This is a genomic window from Flavobacterium sp. MFBS3-15 (assembly GCF_026107645.2).
Lineage (GTDB): Bacteria > Bacteroidota > Bacteroidia > Flavobacteriales > Flavobacteriaceae > Flavobacterium.
Genome location: NZ_JAPCHV010000002.1, coordinates 275702 through 290742 on the forward strand (window position 1 = coordinate 275702; position 15041 = coordinate 290742).

Consider the following 15041-nt stretch of genomic DNA (forward strand, 5'->3'; position numbering starts at 1 on the left):
CCGGAACGATGATTAGCATGGGAAATCTTCGAATCTTTGCGCCTTCTTTGCGAATCTCTGTGAAATAACTTCAAGCGTAGCGCTTCCTAAACCTGAAAGTTTTTTATAATTTAGCCGTCATGTTAAAAACAGTCATTATCGGGTCGGGAAATGTGGCGCAGCACCTTGCAAAGGCCATCGATGCATCGGGGCAGGCAATGCTGGTGCAGCTGTATGCCCGGCACCCCGAAAAGCTGGCACATTTGTTTCCTGAAGAGAAGATCATCTCCTCTTTGGAAGACCTTGGCGATGCCGACATTTACATCATTTCGGTGACCGATGATGCCATCGCGGAAGTATCTGCAAAGCTGCCGTTTGAAAGAAAGCTGGTGGTGCATACTTCGGGCAGCGTGGCACTGGAACAGATGGATGGCAAAAATCGCAGAGGGGTGTTTTACCCGTTGCAGACGTTCTCCAAAAGCAAAACTGTTGATTTCAGCAAAGTGCCGTTGTGCCTTGAAAGCGAGAACGAAGCCGACTATAACGTCCTTGAAACATTGGCGAATGCCTTATCCCGAACGGTTTACAACATCGGTTCCAAACAAAGGCAGGCACTGCACGTGGCGGCCGTTTTCGTGAGCAATTTTTCGAACCATATGTATGCGTTGGGCGATGCTGTATGTCAGGAGAATGATATCCCGTTCAGCATACTGAACCCTTTGATTGCTGAGACTGCCGACAAGGTGAATACCCTCTCCCCTGTTCAGGCACAGACAGGGCCGGCCATACGCCACGACCAAAAGACCATTGAAAAGCACCTTGACTTCCTGAAGGACGACAACCAAAGGAATATCTATAAAATATTAACCCAATCGATACAGGACACCCATGGCTGAAAGCTATAAAGAACTGATGAACAACATTACCACATTCATTTTTGATGTGGACGGCGTGCTTACTGACGGCACCATACACGTTACCCCTACCGGCGAAATGCTGCGCAACATGAACATACGCGACGGCTATGCCATGAAGGCCGCTGTGGAGAACGGTTATACCGTATGCATCATTTCGGGTGGGCTGAATGAGGGCGTACGCATACGCCTGCGCAACCTCGGCATTACTGATATTTATCTTGGTGTGCCTAATAAAGTGGAGACATTTGATGAATTTACCGACATCTATAATATTAAGCCCGAACAGGTGTTATATATGGGTGACGACATTCCTGACTACCACGTGATGCAGCTGGTTGGCCTGCCTACCTGCCCGCAGGATGCAGCTCCTGAAATCAAGGAGATAAGCCGCTACATTTCGCATAAAAATGGCGGTACGGGCTGTGTGCGCGACGTGATTGAGCAGGTAATGAAAGTACAGGGGAAATGGATGGAGCATTTTAATGCACGTTATGATTGATTTAAATTCCAAGTTTAAAATAACAAATTACAAACCATCAATACAAATAACCAAATCCACAAATAACCGAATAAGCAATAAATGAAGATCTTCAAATTACTCAACATACCCGACCTTATCATCCTTGCCGTGTCACTGTTTATTTTCCGTTATGGGTTCATATCGGCACAGGAGGCGGTCATTCCAGCGCTAAACGACTGGCAATACGCGCTGCTGGCTTTTTCATGCATTTTTATAGCTGCAGGGGCTTACTTCATAAATAACACAGCCGGGATTGGGCATAAAGAGTACGATATTTCAGAAGCACAGAGCTATAACCTGTATATAGTGCTCACCATAATAGGTGTCGGCCTGGGGTACTACATTGCCAATCTTGTCGGGATACCCCTATACTCCGGTATAATGGTGGTGGCTGCGGCAACGCTCTACATTTATGCTACAAGCCTGAAGCAGACGCTGCTAATCAGTAACGTCCTGATCGCAATTACCACGGCATTACCTATCGTAGCCATAGGTATCTTCAATTTTTACCCGTTGCTGATACCGGAGACAAAACCGCTGTTGGGCACACTTTTCAGTCTGTTACTCGATTATGCCCTATTCGTATTTGTCATTGCATTGCTCCTTACTTTTGTACAGGATTTAGCCCATGCCGACAGCGACTACAATGCAGGCATCAACACCCTGCCCATTGCTTTGGGTAAAGAGCGTACAGTTAAAATTGTCTGCGCACTTACTATAATACCCATTGCCATGGTCCTGTATTATGTGAATACCTACCTGCTCAACCTGTTATGGGCAATGGGATTCTGCCTGTTGTTCCTGCTTGGGCCGGTCATATATTTTGCCATTAAGCTGTGGAATTCCAAAACCCAGAAAGACTTTACGCAATTGGTTACCGTTATGAAGCTTGTGTTGTTCTTCACATCCGTTTCCATTGCGGTTATAACATTCAATATCCAATACAATGCTAAGGGATAAGCTAAAAAACCATAAGGTGGTACTCGCATCCGGTTCGCCAAGAAGGCAGCAGTTCCTGAAAGAACTCGATGTGCCGTTTGAAGTGCGCCTGAAAGAGGTGGAAGAAATTTATCCGGACAACCTGCAGGGAGCTGAAATAACAGATTTTCTGGCCGAACTGAAGGCCAAAAGCATGGACGACTCGCTTTCGAACGACGAGATACTCATAACCAGTGATACCATTGTGTGGCATAACGGCAGGGCATTGGGCAAACCGAGAGATTATGATGATGCTTTTGCAATGCTTACAACGCTTTCAGGAAACACGCATGAGGTGATTACATCGGTGTGCATAAAGAGCCCGGATAAGACAGAAGTGTTTAACGAAACGACCAAAGTCACTTTTAACACGCTTTCGGATGCCGAGATCAAATATTACCTTGACAACTACAAACCCTTTGATAAAGCGGGGTCTTACGGCATCCAGGAATGGATTGGGCTTGTGGCGATTGCCAGGATCGAGGGCTCGTATGCCAATGTTGTAGGCATGCCGGTAGATAAAGTCTACCAACATTTAAGTAAATTTGCTTAATGGAAGAATTACAAAAGCACGTATATTATACTGAAATACTGCGTACAGCCATAACTGTAATAGTATTTATAGCATTGAGCCTGCTGATAAAGCGGCTCACTAAAAAGTATGCCCGTACGGCCCACCTTTCCGAACACCGCACCAACCTTATTACCAAGTACATCGACATAGGTATGTTTGTGCTTTTTACAGTAATAATCATTGCGGTATGGGGCATTAAGACAGAAGACCTGTTCGGGTTCATCACAGGGGCGCTGACCATAATAGGCGTGGCATTTTTTGCGCAATGGTCCATACTCAGCAACATCACTTCGGGCATCATCATCTTTTTCACCTATCCTTTCCGCATAGGCGACGTGATCCGCATACACGACAAGGATTTCCCCATCGAAGCCCAGATTGAGGACATAAAAACATTCCATACCATACTCCGCACCCGCGAGGGCGAACTCATAACCTACCCTAACAGCCTGCTGTTGCAGAAGGGCGTGAGCATTGTGCCCATAACCCGCGAGGACAAAGAGTTTTACGATTAAACACCATGCAGAATTTTTTAAAAATTGAACCACATAACTTGTTCCGCTATAGCGGGAAGCACATAGCTTTCCGAATGAAGAAAGTATTGGTAAATCTGTGCATTGAAAGTCCACAGAGATTGAAGCAAAGCTTCAAAGACTATGTGGTGATATGCCTTACTCAAAAAAACCTATCCGACCTATGTTCCTATGTGGTTAATTATAAAATGCAACTGTTTTCATTTATTTTCCTTTTTTCCTTTACCCTAAGTTTTGCACAACCGCCGAAGCCTACTTCGGCAGAGATATACAACAAGCTTGAAAAGCTCAACTTCCTGGGTACGGCGCTGTACATTGCGGCACACCCGGACGATGAGAACACACGCCTGATTTCATTTTTGGCGAATGAAAAGCACGCACGCACCGGATACCTCTCGCTCACACGGGGCGATGGCGGGCAAAACCTCATTGGCCTTGAATTGCGTGAGCAGTTGGGTGTTATCCGTACGCAGGAGCTTATTGAGGCCCGCAAGGTAGATGGCGGTGAGCAGTTCTTCAGCCGTGCTAATGACTTCGGCTACTCTAAAATGCCGGACGAAACGCTGGAAATATGGGAAAAGGGAAAAGTATTGCAGGACATGGTTTGGGTGATACGCAGGTTCAGGCCTGATGTGATCATCAACCGCTTTGACCACCGCTCGCCCGGTACGACCCATGGTCACCATACGTCCTCGGCCATGTTAACCCAGGAAGCGTGGGACCTGGCTGCCGATGCTAAATATGAAACAAAGCAGTTGGAATATGTGAAAACATGGCAGCCAAAGCGGCTGCTATTCAATGTATCGTGGTGGTTTTTTGGAGGAAGGGAAAACTTTGAAAAAGCCGATAAATCGAAATACATCAACCTGCAGACAGGCGTTTACAATCCGCTACTTGGTAAATCGAACCAGGAGATAGCAGCGCTGAGCCGCAGCAAGCACCGTTCGCAGGGGTTTGGGTCGACCGGCCAGCGTGGGGATGACATGGAGTACCTTGAGCTTATAAAAGGCGACGACCTGAAAGACAAGCAAAACCTGTTTGAAGGCATTGACACGACATGGAACCGCGTAAAAGGCGGCAAGCCAGTTGGCGATGCGATTGCCCTGATCCTTAAAAATTTCGACTTTAAAAATCCGTCAGCTTCTGTTCCTGCATTGGCCGATGTGTATGTGATGATAGGCAAGCTGGAGGACAAGCATTGGGTTGCCATAAAGCAGGAAGAGGTAAAAAATATCATTGCCGCATGCAGTGGATTATATCTTGAAGCGGTTGCCGAACACCAGGCGGTTACGCCGGGAAGCCCGCTGAAAGTGAAATGGGAAGCCATCAACAGGAGCGCCATCCCTATGTCATTGGAGTCAATTTCCGGACAAAAAGACATTGCAGCACCGCTTGATAATAATGTTAATCAGTCGGGCGAATTCGACATTAAAATAAAGGAAAGCGCCAATTATACCTCACCCTACTGGCTTACAGAAAAAGGAACTTCAGGAATGTACCGGGTTGATGATTTGCAAAAGATCGGAATACCCGATATCATCAGGGAACAGTTCATTGATTTCAACATTCGAATAGGCACTATTTCGATCCCCTTCAAAAGGGAGATTGTTTACAAATACAATGACCCCGTTATGGGTGAGGTGTACCAGCCGCTGGATATCATTCCCGCTGTTACCACCAAAATATTGAATAAAGTGCAGCTGTTTACGAACAACAAAAAACAAACGATAAGCATCCGCATACAGGCAGGAATCGATAATTGCAAGGGTGACCTGAAGTTTGAACTGCCCAACGGTTGGAAGGTAACGCCGGCCTCAATCCCATTCGACCTTGCGAGGAAAGGCAGTGAGACGACCGTAACCTTTGAAGTTGCTCCGCCTGCCGAACCGACCGAGGCTACAGGAAAAAGTGTAGCAACCATTAATGGGAAGGAATACGACAGGGAACTCATCATGATTACCTACCCGCACATTGTGTCGCAGCAGGTATTGATGCCATCGACAGCCAAATTCACCAAGGCCGACCTGAAGATACGCGGCGAAAAGATCGCCTACATCATGGGTGCGGGAGATAATGTGCCCGAAAGCCTGAAACAGATGGGCTATGAAATTGCACTGCTAACCCCTGAAGGCATTTCCGCTGAGAGCCTTAAAGATTTTGATGCCGTGGTATTGGGCATACGCGCCTATAATGTTTTGGATGCTTTGGCGTTTAAACAGCAAATCCTGTTTGATTACGTGAAGGACGGTGGCAACATGGTGGTGCAGTACAACACAACGGGCGACCTCCGCATAAAAGAGCTTGCCCCCTACCCGCTCCGCATTTCGCGCGACAGGGTAACGGAAGAGAATGCTAAAGTAACGTTCCTCGAACCATCGCACCCCGTACTGAACTACCCGAACAAGCTGTCGGATAAAGACTTTAAGGGCTGGGTACAGGAACAGGGGTTGTACTATCCGGACCAGTGGGCGCCGGAGTTTACGCCGATACTATCATCGCATGACAAGGGCGAAGAAGCCAAAAAAGGCGGCCTGCTGGTAGCGAAATATGGCAAAGGTTACTATATTTATACCGGCCTGAGCTTTTTCCGCGAACTGCCCGAGGGCGTTTCCGGGGCATACAGGCTGATGGCGAATATTATTGGCCTTGGTAAGTAAAGCCGCCCTTAAAAACCACCCCGGCCTACGGCCACCCCTCCAAAGGAGGGAAAGCAGAGTGGTTACGTTCCCCTTCCCCTCCTTTGGAGGGGTGCCTGAAAGGCGGGGTGGTTGAAATAAAAAATAATAAATAGAAAATAAAAAATATGAAAAATCCGTCAACGTGGAAAAAGAGCTACTCGCTGGTGCTGCTGCTCAACGTGATCTATATCGTGCTTTTTTATTTCCTAATGCAAATATTCTAGTATGCAGTTATACGACTGGATCATCTTATCGGCAACACTCCTGTTCATTGTGGGCTATGGCGTCATTAAAACAAAGGGCAGCAAGAATGTCAACGAATACATCCTGGGCAACAACGAAACCCCGTGGTGGACGGTTGGCCTATCGGTAATGGCCACACAGGCCAGCGCCATCACATTCCTGTCCACGCCCGGGCAGGCCTACCATGACGGCATGGGCTTCGTGCAGTTCTACTTCGGGTTGCCGCTGGCTATGGTGGTCATCTGCATTACATTCATCCCCATCTTCCACAAGCTGAAGGTGTTTACTGCGTATGAATTCCTCGAACAGCGTTTTGATGTGAAAACGCGTACCGTTGCTTCGGTCATATTCCTCATACAGCGCGGACTGGGAACGGGGCTTACCATCTATGCCCCTGCTATCATCCTGTCGTCGCTATTGGGCTGGAATCTGAACCTGATGAACCTGCTTATCGGTGTAATGGTAATCATCTACACCGTATCGGGTGGCACTAAAGCGGTAAACGTAACGCATAAACAGCAGATGTTCGTGATCATGACGGGCATGGCATTCGCGTTCTTCACCATACTCCACTACCTCCCCGACGACCTGACCTTCTCTAATGCATTGCACATTGCAGGGGCCAATAAAAAGCTTGAAATACTCAACTTTTCTTTCGACCCTGAGGAACGTTACACAATATGGAGCGGTATTGCCGGAGGTTTCTTCCTGATGCTGGCGTACTTCGGTACCGACCAGTCGCAGGTACAGCGCTACCTTTCGGGTAAGTCCATCCGCGAAAGCCAGATGGGGCTTATCATGAACGGACTTTTGAAAGTGCCCATGCAGTTCTTCATACTATTGATTGGCGTAATGGTGTTCGTGTTCTTCCAGTTCCACTCGGCGCCCCTGCACTTTAACCCGAACAACACCAAGATCATCAATACTTCTGTTTATAAAGCCGATTATGAAAAGCTTGAAGGCCAGCTGAAAAATATTGAGGCAGAAAAAGAAGAGATCAGCCTGCTGTATGTACACCAGTTGGGGCAGGATTATGATAACAGGGAACTGCATAACAAGCTCATAGCGCTGAACAGCCGCGAGAAAGACCTGCGGGACCAGGCTAAAGACCTCATAAAAGCGGTCGACAAAAATGCCGAGACCAACGATAAGGATTATGTATTCCTGTACTTCATCCTCAACTTCCTGCCTCAGGGATTGATAGGATTGCTTTTGGCGGTAATATTCTCGGCAGCGATGTCGTCTTCAGCATCCGGGCTAAACGCGCTGGCTTCCACCACGACCATCGACATTTACAAGCGCCACGTAAAAGGGGAAAAATCAGATAAGCACTTCGTTGACATGACCAAGCGCTTTACGTTCATGTGGGGTGTGGTGGCGATACTGTTTGCCTGCTTTGGTACATTATTCGAGAACCTTATCCAGTTGGTCAACATCATCGGCTCCATATTCTACGGTACAGTGCTGGGCGTGTTCCTGGTGGCTTTCTACATCAAATACATCCGCGCCAAAGCGATGTTCTGGAGTGCTGTCATTACACAAACATTGGTTATAGGCATCTACATTCAATTCGTGTACCGCAATGAAATATTGAGCTACCTATGGCTCAATGTTATTGGTGCTGCGCTTACGATTGTAATCGGATTGCTGTTGCAGAAGGTTTTTGGGAAGGACAAGACAGCGTTGGAAGCGGTTGTGTAAAGGACTTGCTGCTATACGCCGTTCCCGCCATCCGCTCTATCCCTCCTACGTCGGGTATGCCGCTGCTGTCGGGGCTAAGGCGAAAGATATTTATTTAGAAATCATGTTTTAAACAAAACATTAAATATCTAAAAATATTTTATTATAGATTTTTTTTATTGTTTTATTTTTTTTAATAGATAAAATAATTATTTTTGATATCTAATCAAAAAATAAAAATTATGCAATTAAGAAAGGTAGAGGTTCGACTAACTGACCGAAGACAAATGTCTGATGACACAGGAAAGATGATTTGGAAATTTATTCCAGCTACTTATGGCACTGGATATTTCCACTGTTGGGAACATTATAAAGAAGGAAAGAATAAAGGTATTTTTGGTATTGTTGAATTGGAAGATGGTACTTTAAGGCAGTGTGATGTTGACCAAATAAGATTTTTAGATAAGCCAACGACAAATTGATAATATGAGGACAAATCTTAAAACAAAAAACGGCCAACTTCCGGCAGCCGTCGGCAATTAATAACTGATTACCTTTTCATTAGATGGACGGGTAATTATTTTCTCAAATAGTGTTGGAGACCAGATTAACAGTAACTGAAAAATAGTTACCATAGCTACAAAAAGCTTTTTCACAATAAAATATTTGACCGCCTGAATTTTTTCGGCTACAGCCAAATTGCTTCTTCTCATTACACCTTGTCTTACCGCCATTATATTGAGGATGATGAGTGCCGCGGAAAAGACAATCAGAAAATAAATCAATCTGTTTGGCAATAGCTCCAAAAAATAATTTAGCAAGCTTATGAGTACACCGTAAAGTATTATGGTCACAACCCAAACCGGCTTTATGAATAGCCTATTGATTTTTATGTAAATCAAAGAGTTGATTAAAATAACGAAAAGGCTAAATAAAATCTTGATGAGCATGACTGTTTCTTAAATCAAAGCAAATATATAATTCCTTCAGAGAACAACAAAAAATCGAACAACTTCCGCCCCCCGCTACCGCGAGCCTTTTATCTGATGACAAACCGGAAAAAGGATTGGGCATTGAAACCATCTCCGGACATTTCAGTAATGCACATTTTCAATTTTGTTTCAAAAACGCATTTTTCTTTATTAAACCTGATGGAAAATGGCCACGGCTGTAAATTCATACCGGCAGTACCCTAAAATCATCAGCTATACCCTCAAAAATACCCTTGTCAAAACCATAAAATCCCCCCAACATGATGAAAAAAGGGTATAAAAAAGGACCCTGCCACATCCCTGGAATGTCCTCAATAAAAAATCCGGATTTTTTGTTTCATTTTTGTTTGCATCAAATTATTGAATGCAAAAAAAACGGCCACCTTCCGGCAGCCGTTTTTCTCAATAGATAAACAAAATTATTTCCTGCTCCACTCGTTGATGGAGTCCTTGTTCATTTTTACATAGTCAGCGTTTCCGGCCTTTTCAGAAGCAGCAAGGGAAAGCTTGGCGGTCTCGATAGCGCCTTTCTTGTCGCCCATTTTAGCCTGGATAAGCGATTTCTGCCTAAGGAAGTAGAATGGCGCTTCGTTGGCCGGGAATTTAGCAAGGGCCTGGTTCATCCAAGCCAAGGCTTTATTCATGTCGCCATTCGACTGGTAGTAGTACTGCGCTGCAGAGAAAAGGTCATTGGCTGAGGGTCCGCTCATAGCTGTCTCAATGCTTTTCATGGCTGTTTGCCTGGTAGGCACTTCAAATTTAAGCGCCACCATAGTCTTTTCCCATGCGATCTCAAGGAATGCAAAATCATTGTCAAGGCCGTTTACGCCAATGGTCAATGTCTCTACAGGGCGTGAAAGGAATTCCGGCTTTACAGATGCCCTTAAAACCTCTTTCTTGTCATCATATTTTTCAGGAAGGCCCCAGTTATTTGTGTCTGCATAGAAAATTACATCCCAGCTGTCAGCTTTGGGCTGTGTAAAAAGTGCGTACTGGCCTGCCTTTAGGGGTTTCCCTGCAATTACCACATCGCTGCTGAAAGTTATGATTGTGTTGGCGTTGGCACCAGTCCTCCACATCCTCCCGAAAGGTACAAGCTCTCCGTAAACGGCCCTGCCCCTCGCGCTTGGGCGTGAATATTCAATCTTAACATCTGTAAGGCCAACTTTCTGCTCAATAACTGCTTTAGGGCTTGCCTGCGGTGTTACCACCTGTGCCTGTCCACTAACCATAGATACCAGCACAAAGGCCGCGGTAATCAATATTTTTTTCATTTTCTTTGTTTTTTGTTTTAACGATTTGTACCTGCGAAATTAATGATTAATGAGTTTACGATTGTTAAAAAAAGTTAAAAATCCTTGAGGTTTCTTAAAAAACAGGCGTTAGGTTTCCTAACTTCACAACAAAATTATTTATACCTATGCTCTACACGCTGCACCGAAAGCAAAAACTCCCTCTATCGCTACAGGAAGCCTGGGATTTCATTGCTAACCCCAAAAATCTTGCCGTTATTACCCCACCCTCGATGGGGTTTGTTACGCTATCCGGTGATGACCGGCCAATGTTTGCCGGCCAGATCATCCACTATACCGTAACGCCGATGCTTGGCATCAAATTGCAGTGGGTTACCGAAATTACGCACGTTGCCGATAAACAATTTTTCGTTGATGAACAACGTTACGGACCGTACGCCTTTTGGCATCACAAGCATTTTCTAAAGGAGATTCCTGGAGGTGTTGAAATGGAAGATATAGTGCATTATAAAGTACCTATGGGGATTCTGGGAAGGCTGGTACACCCTTTTTTGGTAAAGCCAAAACTTGAAGAGATATTTGCATACAGGGAAAAGAAATTAACAGAGCTTTTTGGAGAATGGAAAGAGAACAAATAAACATATTCTGGTTTCGTCGCGACCTGCGTCTGGATGATAATACGGGGCTCTGCGAGGCTTTGGCTTCCGGGTGCAAAGTGCTGCCCATTTTCATATTCGATAAAAACATTTTGGGCGAACTGCCAAAGGATGATTCTCGGGTAACCTTTATCATGACACTTCTTGAAGGCATACAGTCGGAGTTGAAAAAGCACAAAAGGTCGCTTGCTGTTTTCCACGACGAACCTGAAAATGTATTCAAGAAACTGGCTTCGGAACACAAAATAAAAGCCGTTTATACAAATCACGACTACGAGCCATATGCTATTAAAAGAGATAAAGCGATACATCAATTACTTAAAATTAATGATATTGATTTTCTGACATTTAAAGACCAGGTGGTTTTTGAAAAAAATGAAGTGGTAAAGGATGATGGTGCTCCGTATGTAGTCTATACGCCCTACATGAAGCGCTGGAAGGAAAAGTTTAAAAGAGAGGCTATTCACCAGCATCATACAAAAGTGACAGCTGATACTATTGCCTCCCACTCCTACCCTTTTTTGAGCCTGAAAGATATTGGTTTTGAGGAGTCAGAAATCAGGCCGGTGCCTTACGATATTACGCCAACCCTGATTGACAATTATGAGGACACCCGCAACTTCCCTGCTATAGACGGTACTTCGAAGCTAAGCCCCTACCTGCGTTTTGGCGCTGTGAGCATCAGGGAGATGGTACGCAGGGCATTGGAAAGCAAAAAAGAGACATTCCTGAATGAGTTGATTTGGAGGGAGTTCTTCATGCAGATACTGTGGCACTTTCCTGAAACCATAAGCAAAAGTTTCCGCCCTAAGTATGACAATGTAAAATGGCGGTACAATGATGCCGATTTCAATGCGTGGTGCGAAGGCAAAACCGGTTATCCCATTGTAGATGCGGGAATGCGTGAATTGAATGCTACCGGATTCATGCACAACCGCGTACGCATGGTTGTGGCCAGCTTTTTGTGTAAGCACCTGCTCATTGACTGGCGGCGTGGCGAGGCTTATTTTGCAGAAAAGCTATTGGACTATGAACAGTCGAGCAACATCGGCAACTGGCAATGGGCTTCGGGCGGTGGTGTGGATGCGGCACCTTATTTCAGGATATTCAACCCCGAGGAGCAGGTCAAAAAATTCGACAAGCATCTGGAATACATAAAACAATGGGTGCCCGAATTCCAGGAGCTGGATTACCAACCCATTCTAGACCATAAAGAGGCGCGCGAACGGGCGTTGAGGGTGTATAAGGAAGCGGTGGCGTAACGCAATGTAGAGACACACTGTCTGGCTCTCACGTAACTGACAACTATTGTCAGACGCAGGCACTGTATCTCTGTCTTACGATAAAACTTAGGATTTATTAATCCGTCATCAACTTAACTTTCGGCAATTCCTTTTTCGTTTTTTCCTTTAATTCTTGAAGGTATTCTTCTGAAAAAGCATTATCAAAAAGTATTAGTTCCTTCAGGTTTTTAAGCTGGAAAATTTCTTCAGGCAATTCCTCAAGTGCGTTACCGGCAAGGCTAAGGGTTTTCAGTTTGGCCAGGGTGCCGATCTCTTTTGGCACTGCCATCAGGCCATGGTCGGTAAGCATCAGCTCTTCAAGGTTAATAAACAGTTTGATGTCTGCGGGAATTTCTTCGAGGTATTCGCCGCCGACATTTGGATTTATGCTAATGGACTTCACTTTAGCCGGGTCTTTCAGGGCTTCTTCAATTGAACTGCACTTAATGCACTGGCCATAAGACGCTATGGATAATGCGAATGCTGCGGCAATAAATAATGATTTCATTATAAGTTGGGTTAGGATTCAAATATAGATAAAATTTAATGATGGAAACATAGGTCAGCAATACTAAATTATCAAATCAACAATTTTACACCTACATCGTTATAGTATTAGCAATTTATTTACCTTTACGCGCTGTAAAAACAGTACCTTTACAATAAATCGCGTAAGTTGCTATGAATGAATGTATCTCGGTTTTCGACATGCTTAAAATCGGCGTTGGCCCGTCAAGTTCGCATACCCTTGGCCCATGGCGTGGTGCCGAGCGTTTCCTGAAGGAATTACGTGAAGAAGGTTTTTTTGAAGCCGTAAACCGGGTGCGTGTCGACCTGTATGGTTCGCTTTCGCTTACGGGTAAAGGCCACGCTACAGATCTTGCCGTAATGCTTGGCCTCAGCGGTGCAGATCCGGAATATGTCCCCATAGACGACATTGCCAATATTATAAACGACATTAACCTGAACCGCAATATTTTTTTGGGAGGGCTACGTTACATTCCATTTAACATTGCAACGGATATCGTATTCAACAAGAACTTCCTGCCGTTCCATGCTAATGGGTTCACATTCACAGCGTTTACTGAAAGCAACGAATATGTTTCGACGTTCTATTCCATTGGTGGTGGTTTTGTAGTTAAAGAAGAGCGTACGGTAGCTAAGGAGAAGGAACTGATTAAATGCGCCTTCCCTTTCCCTATTGACCTGGCGGAAGAACTGTTGGCATATACAAGGACAGAAAACAAGAAAATATCTGAAATCGTTTACGAGAACGAGAAATCCATCCGCACAGAAGAAGACATCCATAAAGAACTGATGCGCGTGTGGAACACCATGTTGGAATGCATGTATACCGGCTGCCATACAGAGGGTACCCTGCCCGGAGGCCTGAATGTGCGCCGCCGTGCCTTCGATATGCACAAAGGGCTCATTGGCAATGCAGAATATGATTCGCCGTGGAATTGGCTGTATACTATTCGTAAAACTGAAGTAAAGTTCAGGCAGATACTAAAATGGGTGAGCTGTTTTGCCCTTGCGGTGAATGAGGTTAATGCGGCTTTGGGCCGTGTTGTAACTGCGCCGACCAATGGCAGCGCAGGCGTAATCCCTGCCGTGCTGATGTACTACATGGTCATTGAAAACCACCAGGCTGATGAAACCCACATCAAACAATTCCTGATGGTGGCCGGCGAAATAGGCAGTATTTTCAAAAAAGGAGCTACCATATCGGCGGCAATGGGTGGATGCCAGGCAGAAATTGGCGTGTCATCTGCCATGGCTGCTGCAGCGCTGTGCGAACTGATGGGCGGCAAACCTGAGCAGTGTCTCATAGCCGCAGAAATCGCTATGGAACACCACCTTGGCATGACGTGTGACCCTATCGGCGGACTTGTGCAGATACCTTGTATTGAACGCAATACTATGGGTGCTATAAAAGCCATTAACGCTGCTGAACTGGCTTTGGAAACTGACCCTGCCAATGCCAAAGTACCTTTGGATAAGGTAGTAAATACCATGTGGCAGACAGCTCAGGATATGAACAACAAATACAAGGAAACCTCAGAAGGCGGGCTTGCAGTTACAGTAAATAATGCGGATTGCTAGAATAGTTTTCAGCCGTAGTCAACAGTTTTCTGCTTTGCAAATCTGAAGGTAAGTACATGTTTTATGACAGAAAACTGTGACTGAGACTGGCAGCTATTTAATGGGCTTTCTTCTCGTATCAATTATATACACGATTTTCCAAACACCATTGTCATTATATAATTGAAAGGAATTCACGCCGCTGTGGCTCAACTTTCCGTTGATGTAGAATTCATAAGGTATCCATGCATGCGCCATACTGCTATCATCTTGAATCCTATAATCCAGCAGGCGTTCCTCAATTTTCATGTCTTTAGGAATTGAAGCAATGGATTTGTAGCATTCTGAAACATCTTCGTAATTAAATTTAGTACCTTTTGAATTTTCAATGATGCTTTGCAGAATCATTTTATCAGAGCAAACCGATTTGATTTTAAGCGTATCTCCCGTATGCAGCCCTTCAAAAAAAGTACTTATAGTTTTCCTGATGTCCGCTTCCTGTGCCTGAACCTGTACGGCAAACAGGGAGAAAGCCATTACCGCGATTTTTTTCATTGGTCAATAATTCATGGTTTAAAGATTAGTGGCTGCCAACGGCGAAAAGTTACATAGCAACCCAATAAAATCTGAAATTCCTGCAAATCTTATATCAAATTACTACATTTACATC

At 44.9% G+C, this 15041-nt stretch carries 15 protein-coding genes; 11 read left to right on the forward strand and 4 right to left on the reverse strand.

The features are described from left to right. Positions 1 to 119: 119 nt before the first annotated feature. From OGH69_RS03290 to OGH69_RS03325, 8 genes are all read left to right on the forward strand, one after another. The gene (locus OGH69_RS03290; protein ID WP_265173011.1) at positions 120 to 875 is read left to right on the forward strand and encodes a Rossmann-like and DUF2520 domain-containing protein; all 756 of its coding nucleotides are present in this window, start codon (positions 120 to 122) and stop codon (positions 873 to 875) included. Further along, positions 868 to 1395 carry a KdsC family phosphatase gene (locus tag OGH69_RS03295; protein WP_265173012.1) on the forward strand — a complete coding sequence of 176 codons (528 nt, stop codon included), beginning with the start codon at positions 868 to 870 and terminating at the stop codon, positions 1393 to 1395. The genes OGH69_RS03290 and OGH69_RS03295 overlap by 8 nt, the downstream gene beginning before the upstream one ends. Positions 1396 to 1476: 81 nt before the next feature. Next, positions 1477 to 2376, forward strand: coding sequence for a UbiA family prenyltransferase (locus OGH69_RS03300; RefSeq protein ID WP_265173013.1), 900 nt, complete (start codon positions 1477 to 1479; stop codon positions 2374 to 2376). After that, positions 2363 to 2947 carry a Maf-like protein gene (locus tag OGH69_RS03305; protein ID WP_265173014.1) on the forward strand — a complete coding sequence of 195 codons (585 nt, stop codon included), beginning with the start codon at positions 2363 to 2365 and terminating at the stop codon, positions 2945 to 2947. Before OGH69_RS03300 ends, OGH69_RS03305 begins: the two co-directional genes overlap by 14 nt. Then, positions 2947 to 3483, forward strand: a complete 537-nt coding sequence (locus OGH69_RS03310; protein WP_265173015.1) for a mechanosensitive ion channel family protein — start codon at positions 2947 to 2949, stop codon at positions 3481 to 3483. Before OGH69_RS03305 ends, OGH69_RS03310 begins: the two co-directional genes overlap by 1 nt. Before the next feature lie 206 nt (positions 3484 to 3689). After that, entirely contained in the window at positions 3690 to 6158 is a 2469-nt protein-coding gene (locus OGH69_RS03315) for a PIG-L family deacetylase (protein WP_265173106.1), read from the forward strand. Positions 6159 to 6404: 246 nt separating this feature from the next. Beyond that, entirely contained in the window at positions 6405 to 8123 is a 1719-nt protein-coding gene (locus OGH69_RS03320) for a sodium:solute symporter family protein (RefSeq protein WP_265173016.1), read from the forward strand. 221 nt (positions 8124 to 8344) lie between these two features. Continuing rightward, on the forward strand, positions 8345 to 8584 hold the full coding sequence (locus OGH69_RS03325; RefSeq protein WP_265173017.1) for a hypothetical protein: 240 nt from the start codon (positions 8345 to 8347) through the stop codon (positions 8582 to 8584). A gap of 57 nt (positions 8585 to 8641) precedes the next feature. Here OGH69_RS03325 and OGH69_RS03330 read toward each other — a convergent pair whose 3' ends face one another. Next, on the reverse strand, positions 8642 to 9052 hold the full coding sequence (locus tag OGH69_RS03330) for a hypothetical protein (protein ID WP_265173018.1): 411 nt from the start codon (positions 9050 to 9052) through the stop codon (positions 8642 to 8644). A gap of 461 nt (positions 9053 to 9513) precedes the next feature. Then, positions 9514 to 10368, reverse strand: a complete 855-nt coding sequence (locus tag OGH69_RS03335; RefSeq protein WP_265173019.1) for a DUF2911 domain-containing protein — start codon at positions 10366 to 10368, stop codon at positions 9514 to 9516. A gap of 146 nt (positions 10369 to 10514) precedes the next feature. Between OGH69_RS03335 and OGH69_RS03340 the strand changes: the two genes are divergently transcribed. Together OGH69_RS03340 and OGH69_RS03345 are read left to right on the forward strand one after the other, a co-directional pair. Further along, positions 10515 to 10985: an SRPBCC family protein gene (locus OGH69_RS03340; protein WP_265173020.1), complete on the forward strand. Its 471-nt coding sequence runs from the start codon at positions 10515 to 10517 to the stop codon at positions 10983 to 10985. Further along, positions 10967 to 12265: a cryptochrome/photolyase family protein gene (locus OGH69_RS03345; protein ID WP_265173021.1), complete on the forward strand. Its 1299-nt coding sequence runs from the start codon at positions 10967 to 10969 to the stop codon at positions 12263 to 12265. The genes OGH69_RS03340 and OGH69_RS03345 overlap by 19 nt, the downstream gene beginning before the upstream one ends. A gap of 97 nt (positions 12266 to 12362) precedes the next feature. Here the strand turns inward: OGH69_RS03345 and OGH69_RS03350 are convergent, their stop codons facing one another. Then, positions 12363 to 12794 carry a leucine-rich repeat domain-containing protein gene (locus OGH69_RS03350; protein WP_265173022.1) on the reverse strand — a complete coding sequence of 144 codons (432 nt, stop codon included), beginning with the start codon at positions 12792 to 12794 and terminating at the stop codon, positions 12363 to 12365. Positions 12795 to 12967: 173 nt separating this feature from the next. Between OGH69_RS03350 and OGH69_RS03355 the strand changes: the two genes are divergently transcribed. Further along, positions 12968 to 14392, forward strand: a complete 1425-nt coding sequence (locus OGH69_RS03355) for an L-serine ammonia-lyase (RefSeq protein WP_265173023.1) — start codon at positions 12968 to 12970, stop codon at positions 14390 to 14392. A gap of 93 nt (positions 14393 to 14485) precedes the next feature. Here the strand turns inward: OGH69_RS03355 and OGH69_RS03360 are convergent, their stop codons facing one another. Then, complete coding sequence (locus tag OGH69_RS03360; RefSeq protein ID WP_265173024.1) at positions 14486 to 14926, reverse strand: nuclear transport factor 2 family protein; 441 nt, start codon at positions 14924 to 14926, stop codon at positions 14486 to 14488. Positions 14927 to 15041 lie beyond the last annotated feature (115 nt).

What these genes read in the sequence shown, in the direction of transcription:
- OGH69_RS03290 (WP_265173011.1), top strand. Translation starts at nt 120, where the DNA reads ATGTTAAAAACAGTCATTATCGGGTCGGGAAATGTGGCGCAGCACCTT.
- OGH69_RS03295 (WP_265173012.1), top strand. Translation starts at nt 868, where the DNA reads ATGGCTGAAAGCTATAAAGAACTGATGAACAACATTACCACATTCATT.
- OGH69_RS03300 (WP_265173013.1), top strand. Translation starts at nt 1,477, where the DNA reads ATGAAGATCTTCAAATTACTCAACATACCCGACCTTATCATCCTTGCC.
- OGH69_RS03305 (WP_265173014.1), top strand. Translation starts at nt 2,363, where the DNA reads ATGCTAAGGGATAAGCTAAAAAACCATAAGGTGGTACTCGCATCCGGT.
- OGH69_RS03310 (WP_265173015.1), top strand. Translation starts at nt 2,947, where the DNA reads ATGGAAGAATTACAAAAGCACGTATATTATACTGAAATACTGCGTACA.
- OGH69_RS03315 (WP_265173106.1), top strand. Translation starts at nt 3,690, where the DNA reads ATGCAACTGTTTTCATTTATTTTCCTTTTTTCCTTTACCCTAAGTTTT.
- OGH69_RS03320 (WP_265173016.1), top strand. Translation starts at nt 6,405, where the DNA reads ATGCAGTTATACGACTGGATCATCTTATCGGCAACACTCCTGTTCATT.
- OGH69_RS03325 (WP_265173017.1), top strand. Translation starts at nt 8,345, where the DNA reads ATGCAATTAAGAAAGGTAGAGGTTCGACTAACTGACCGAAGACAAATG.
- OGH69_RS03330 (WP_265173018.1), bottom strand. Translation starts at nt 9,052, where the DNA reads ATGCTCATCAAGATTTTATTTAGCCTTTTCGTTATTTTAATCAACTCT.
- OGH69_RS03335 (WP_265173019.1), bottom strand. Translation starts at nt 10,368, where the DNA reads ATGAAAAAAATATTGATTACCGCGGCCTTTGTGCTGGTATCTATGGTT.
- OGH69_RS03340 (WP_265173020.1), top strand. Translation starts at nt 10,515, where the DNA reads ATGCTCTACACGCTGCACCGAAAGCAAAAACTCCCTCTATCGCTACAG.
- OGH69_RS03345 (WP_265173021.1), top strand. Translation starts at nt 10,967, where the DNA reads ATGGAAAGAGAACAAATAAACATATTCTGGTTTCGTCGCGACCTGCGT.
- OGH69_RS03350 (WP_265173022.1), bottom strand. Translation starts at nt 12,794, where the DNA reads ATGAAATCATTATTTATTGCCGCAGCATTCGCATTATCCATAGCGTCT.
- OGH69_RS03355 (WP_265173023.1), top strand. Translation starts at nt 12,968, where the DNA reads ATGAATGAATGTATCTCGGTTTTCGACATGCTTAAAATCGGCGTTGGC.
- OGH69_RS03360 (WP_265173024.1), bottom strand. Translation starts at nt 14,926, where the DNA reads ATGAAAAAAATCGCGGTAATGGCTTTCTCCCTGTTTGCCGTACAGGTT.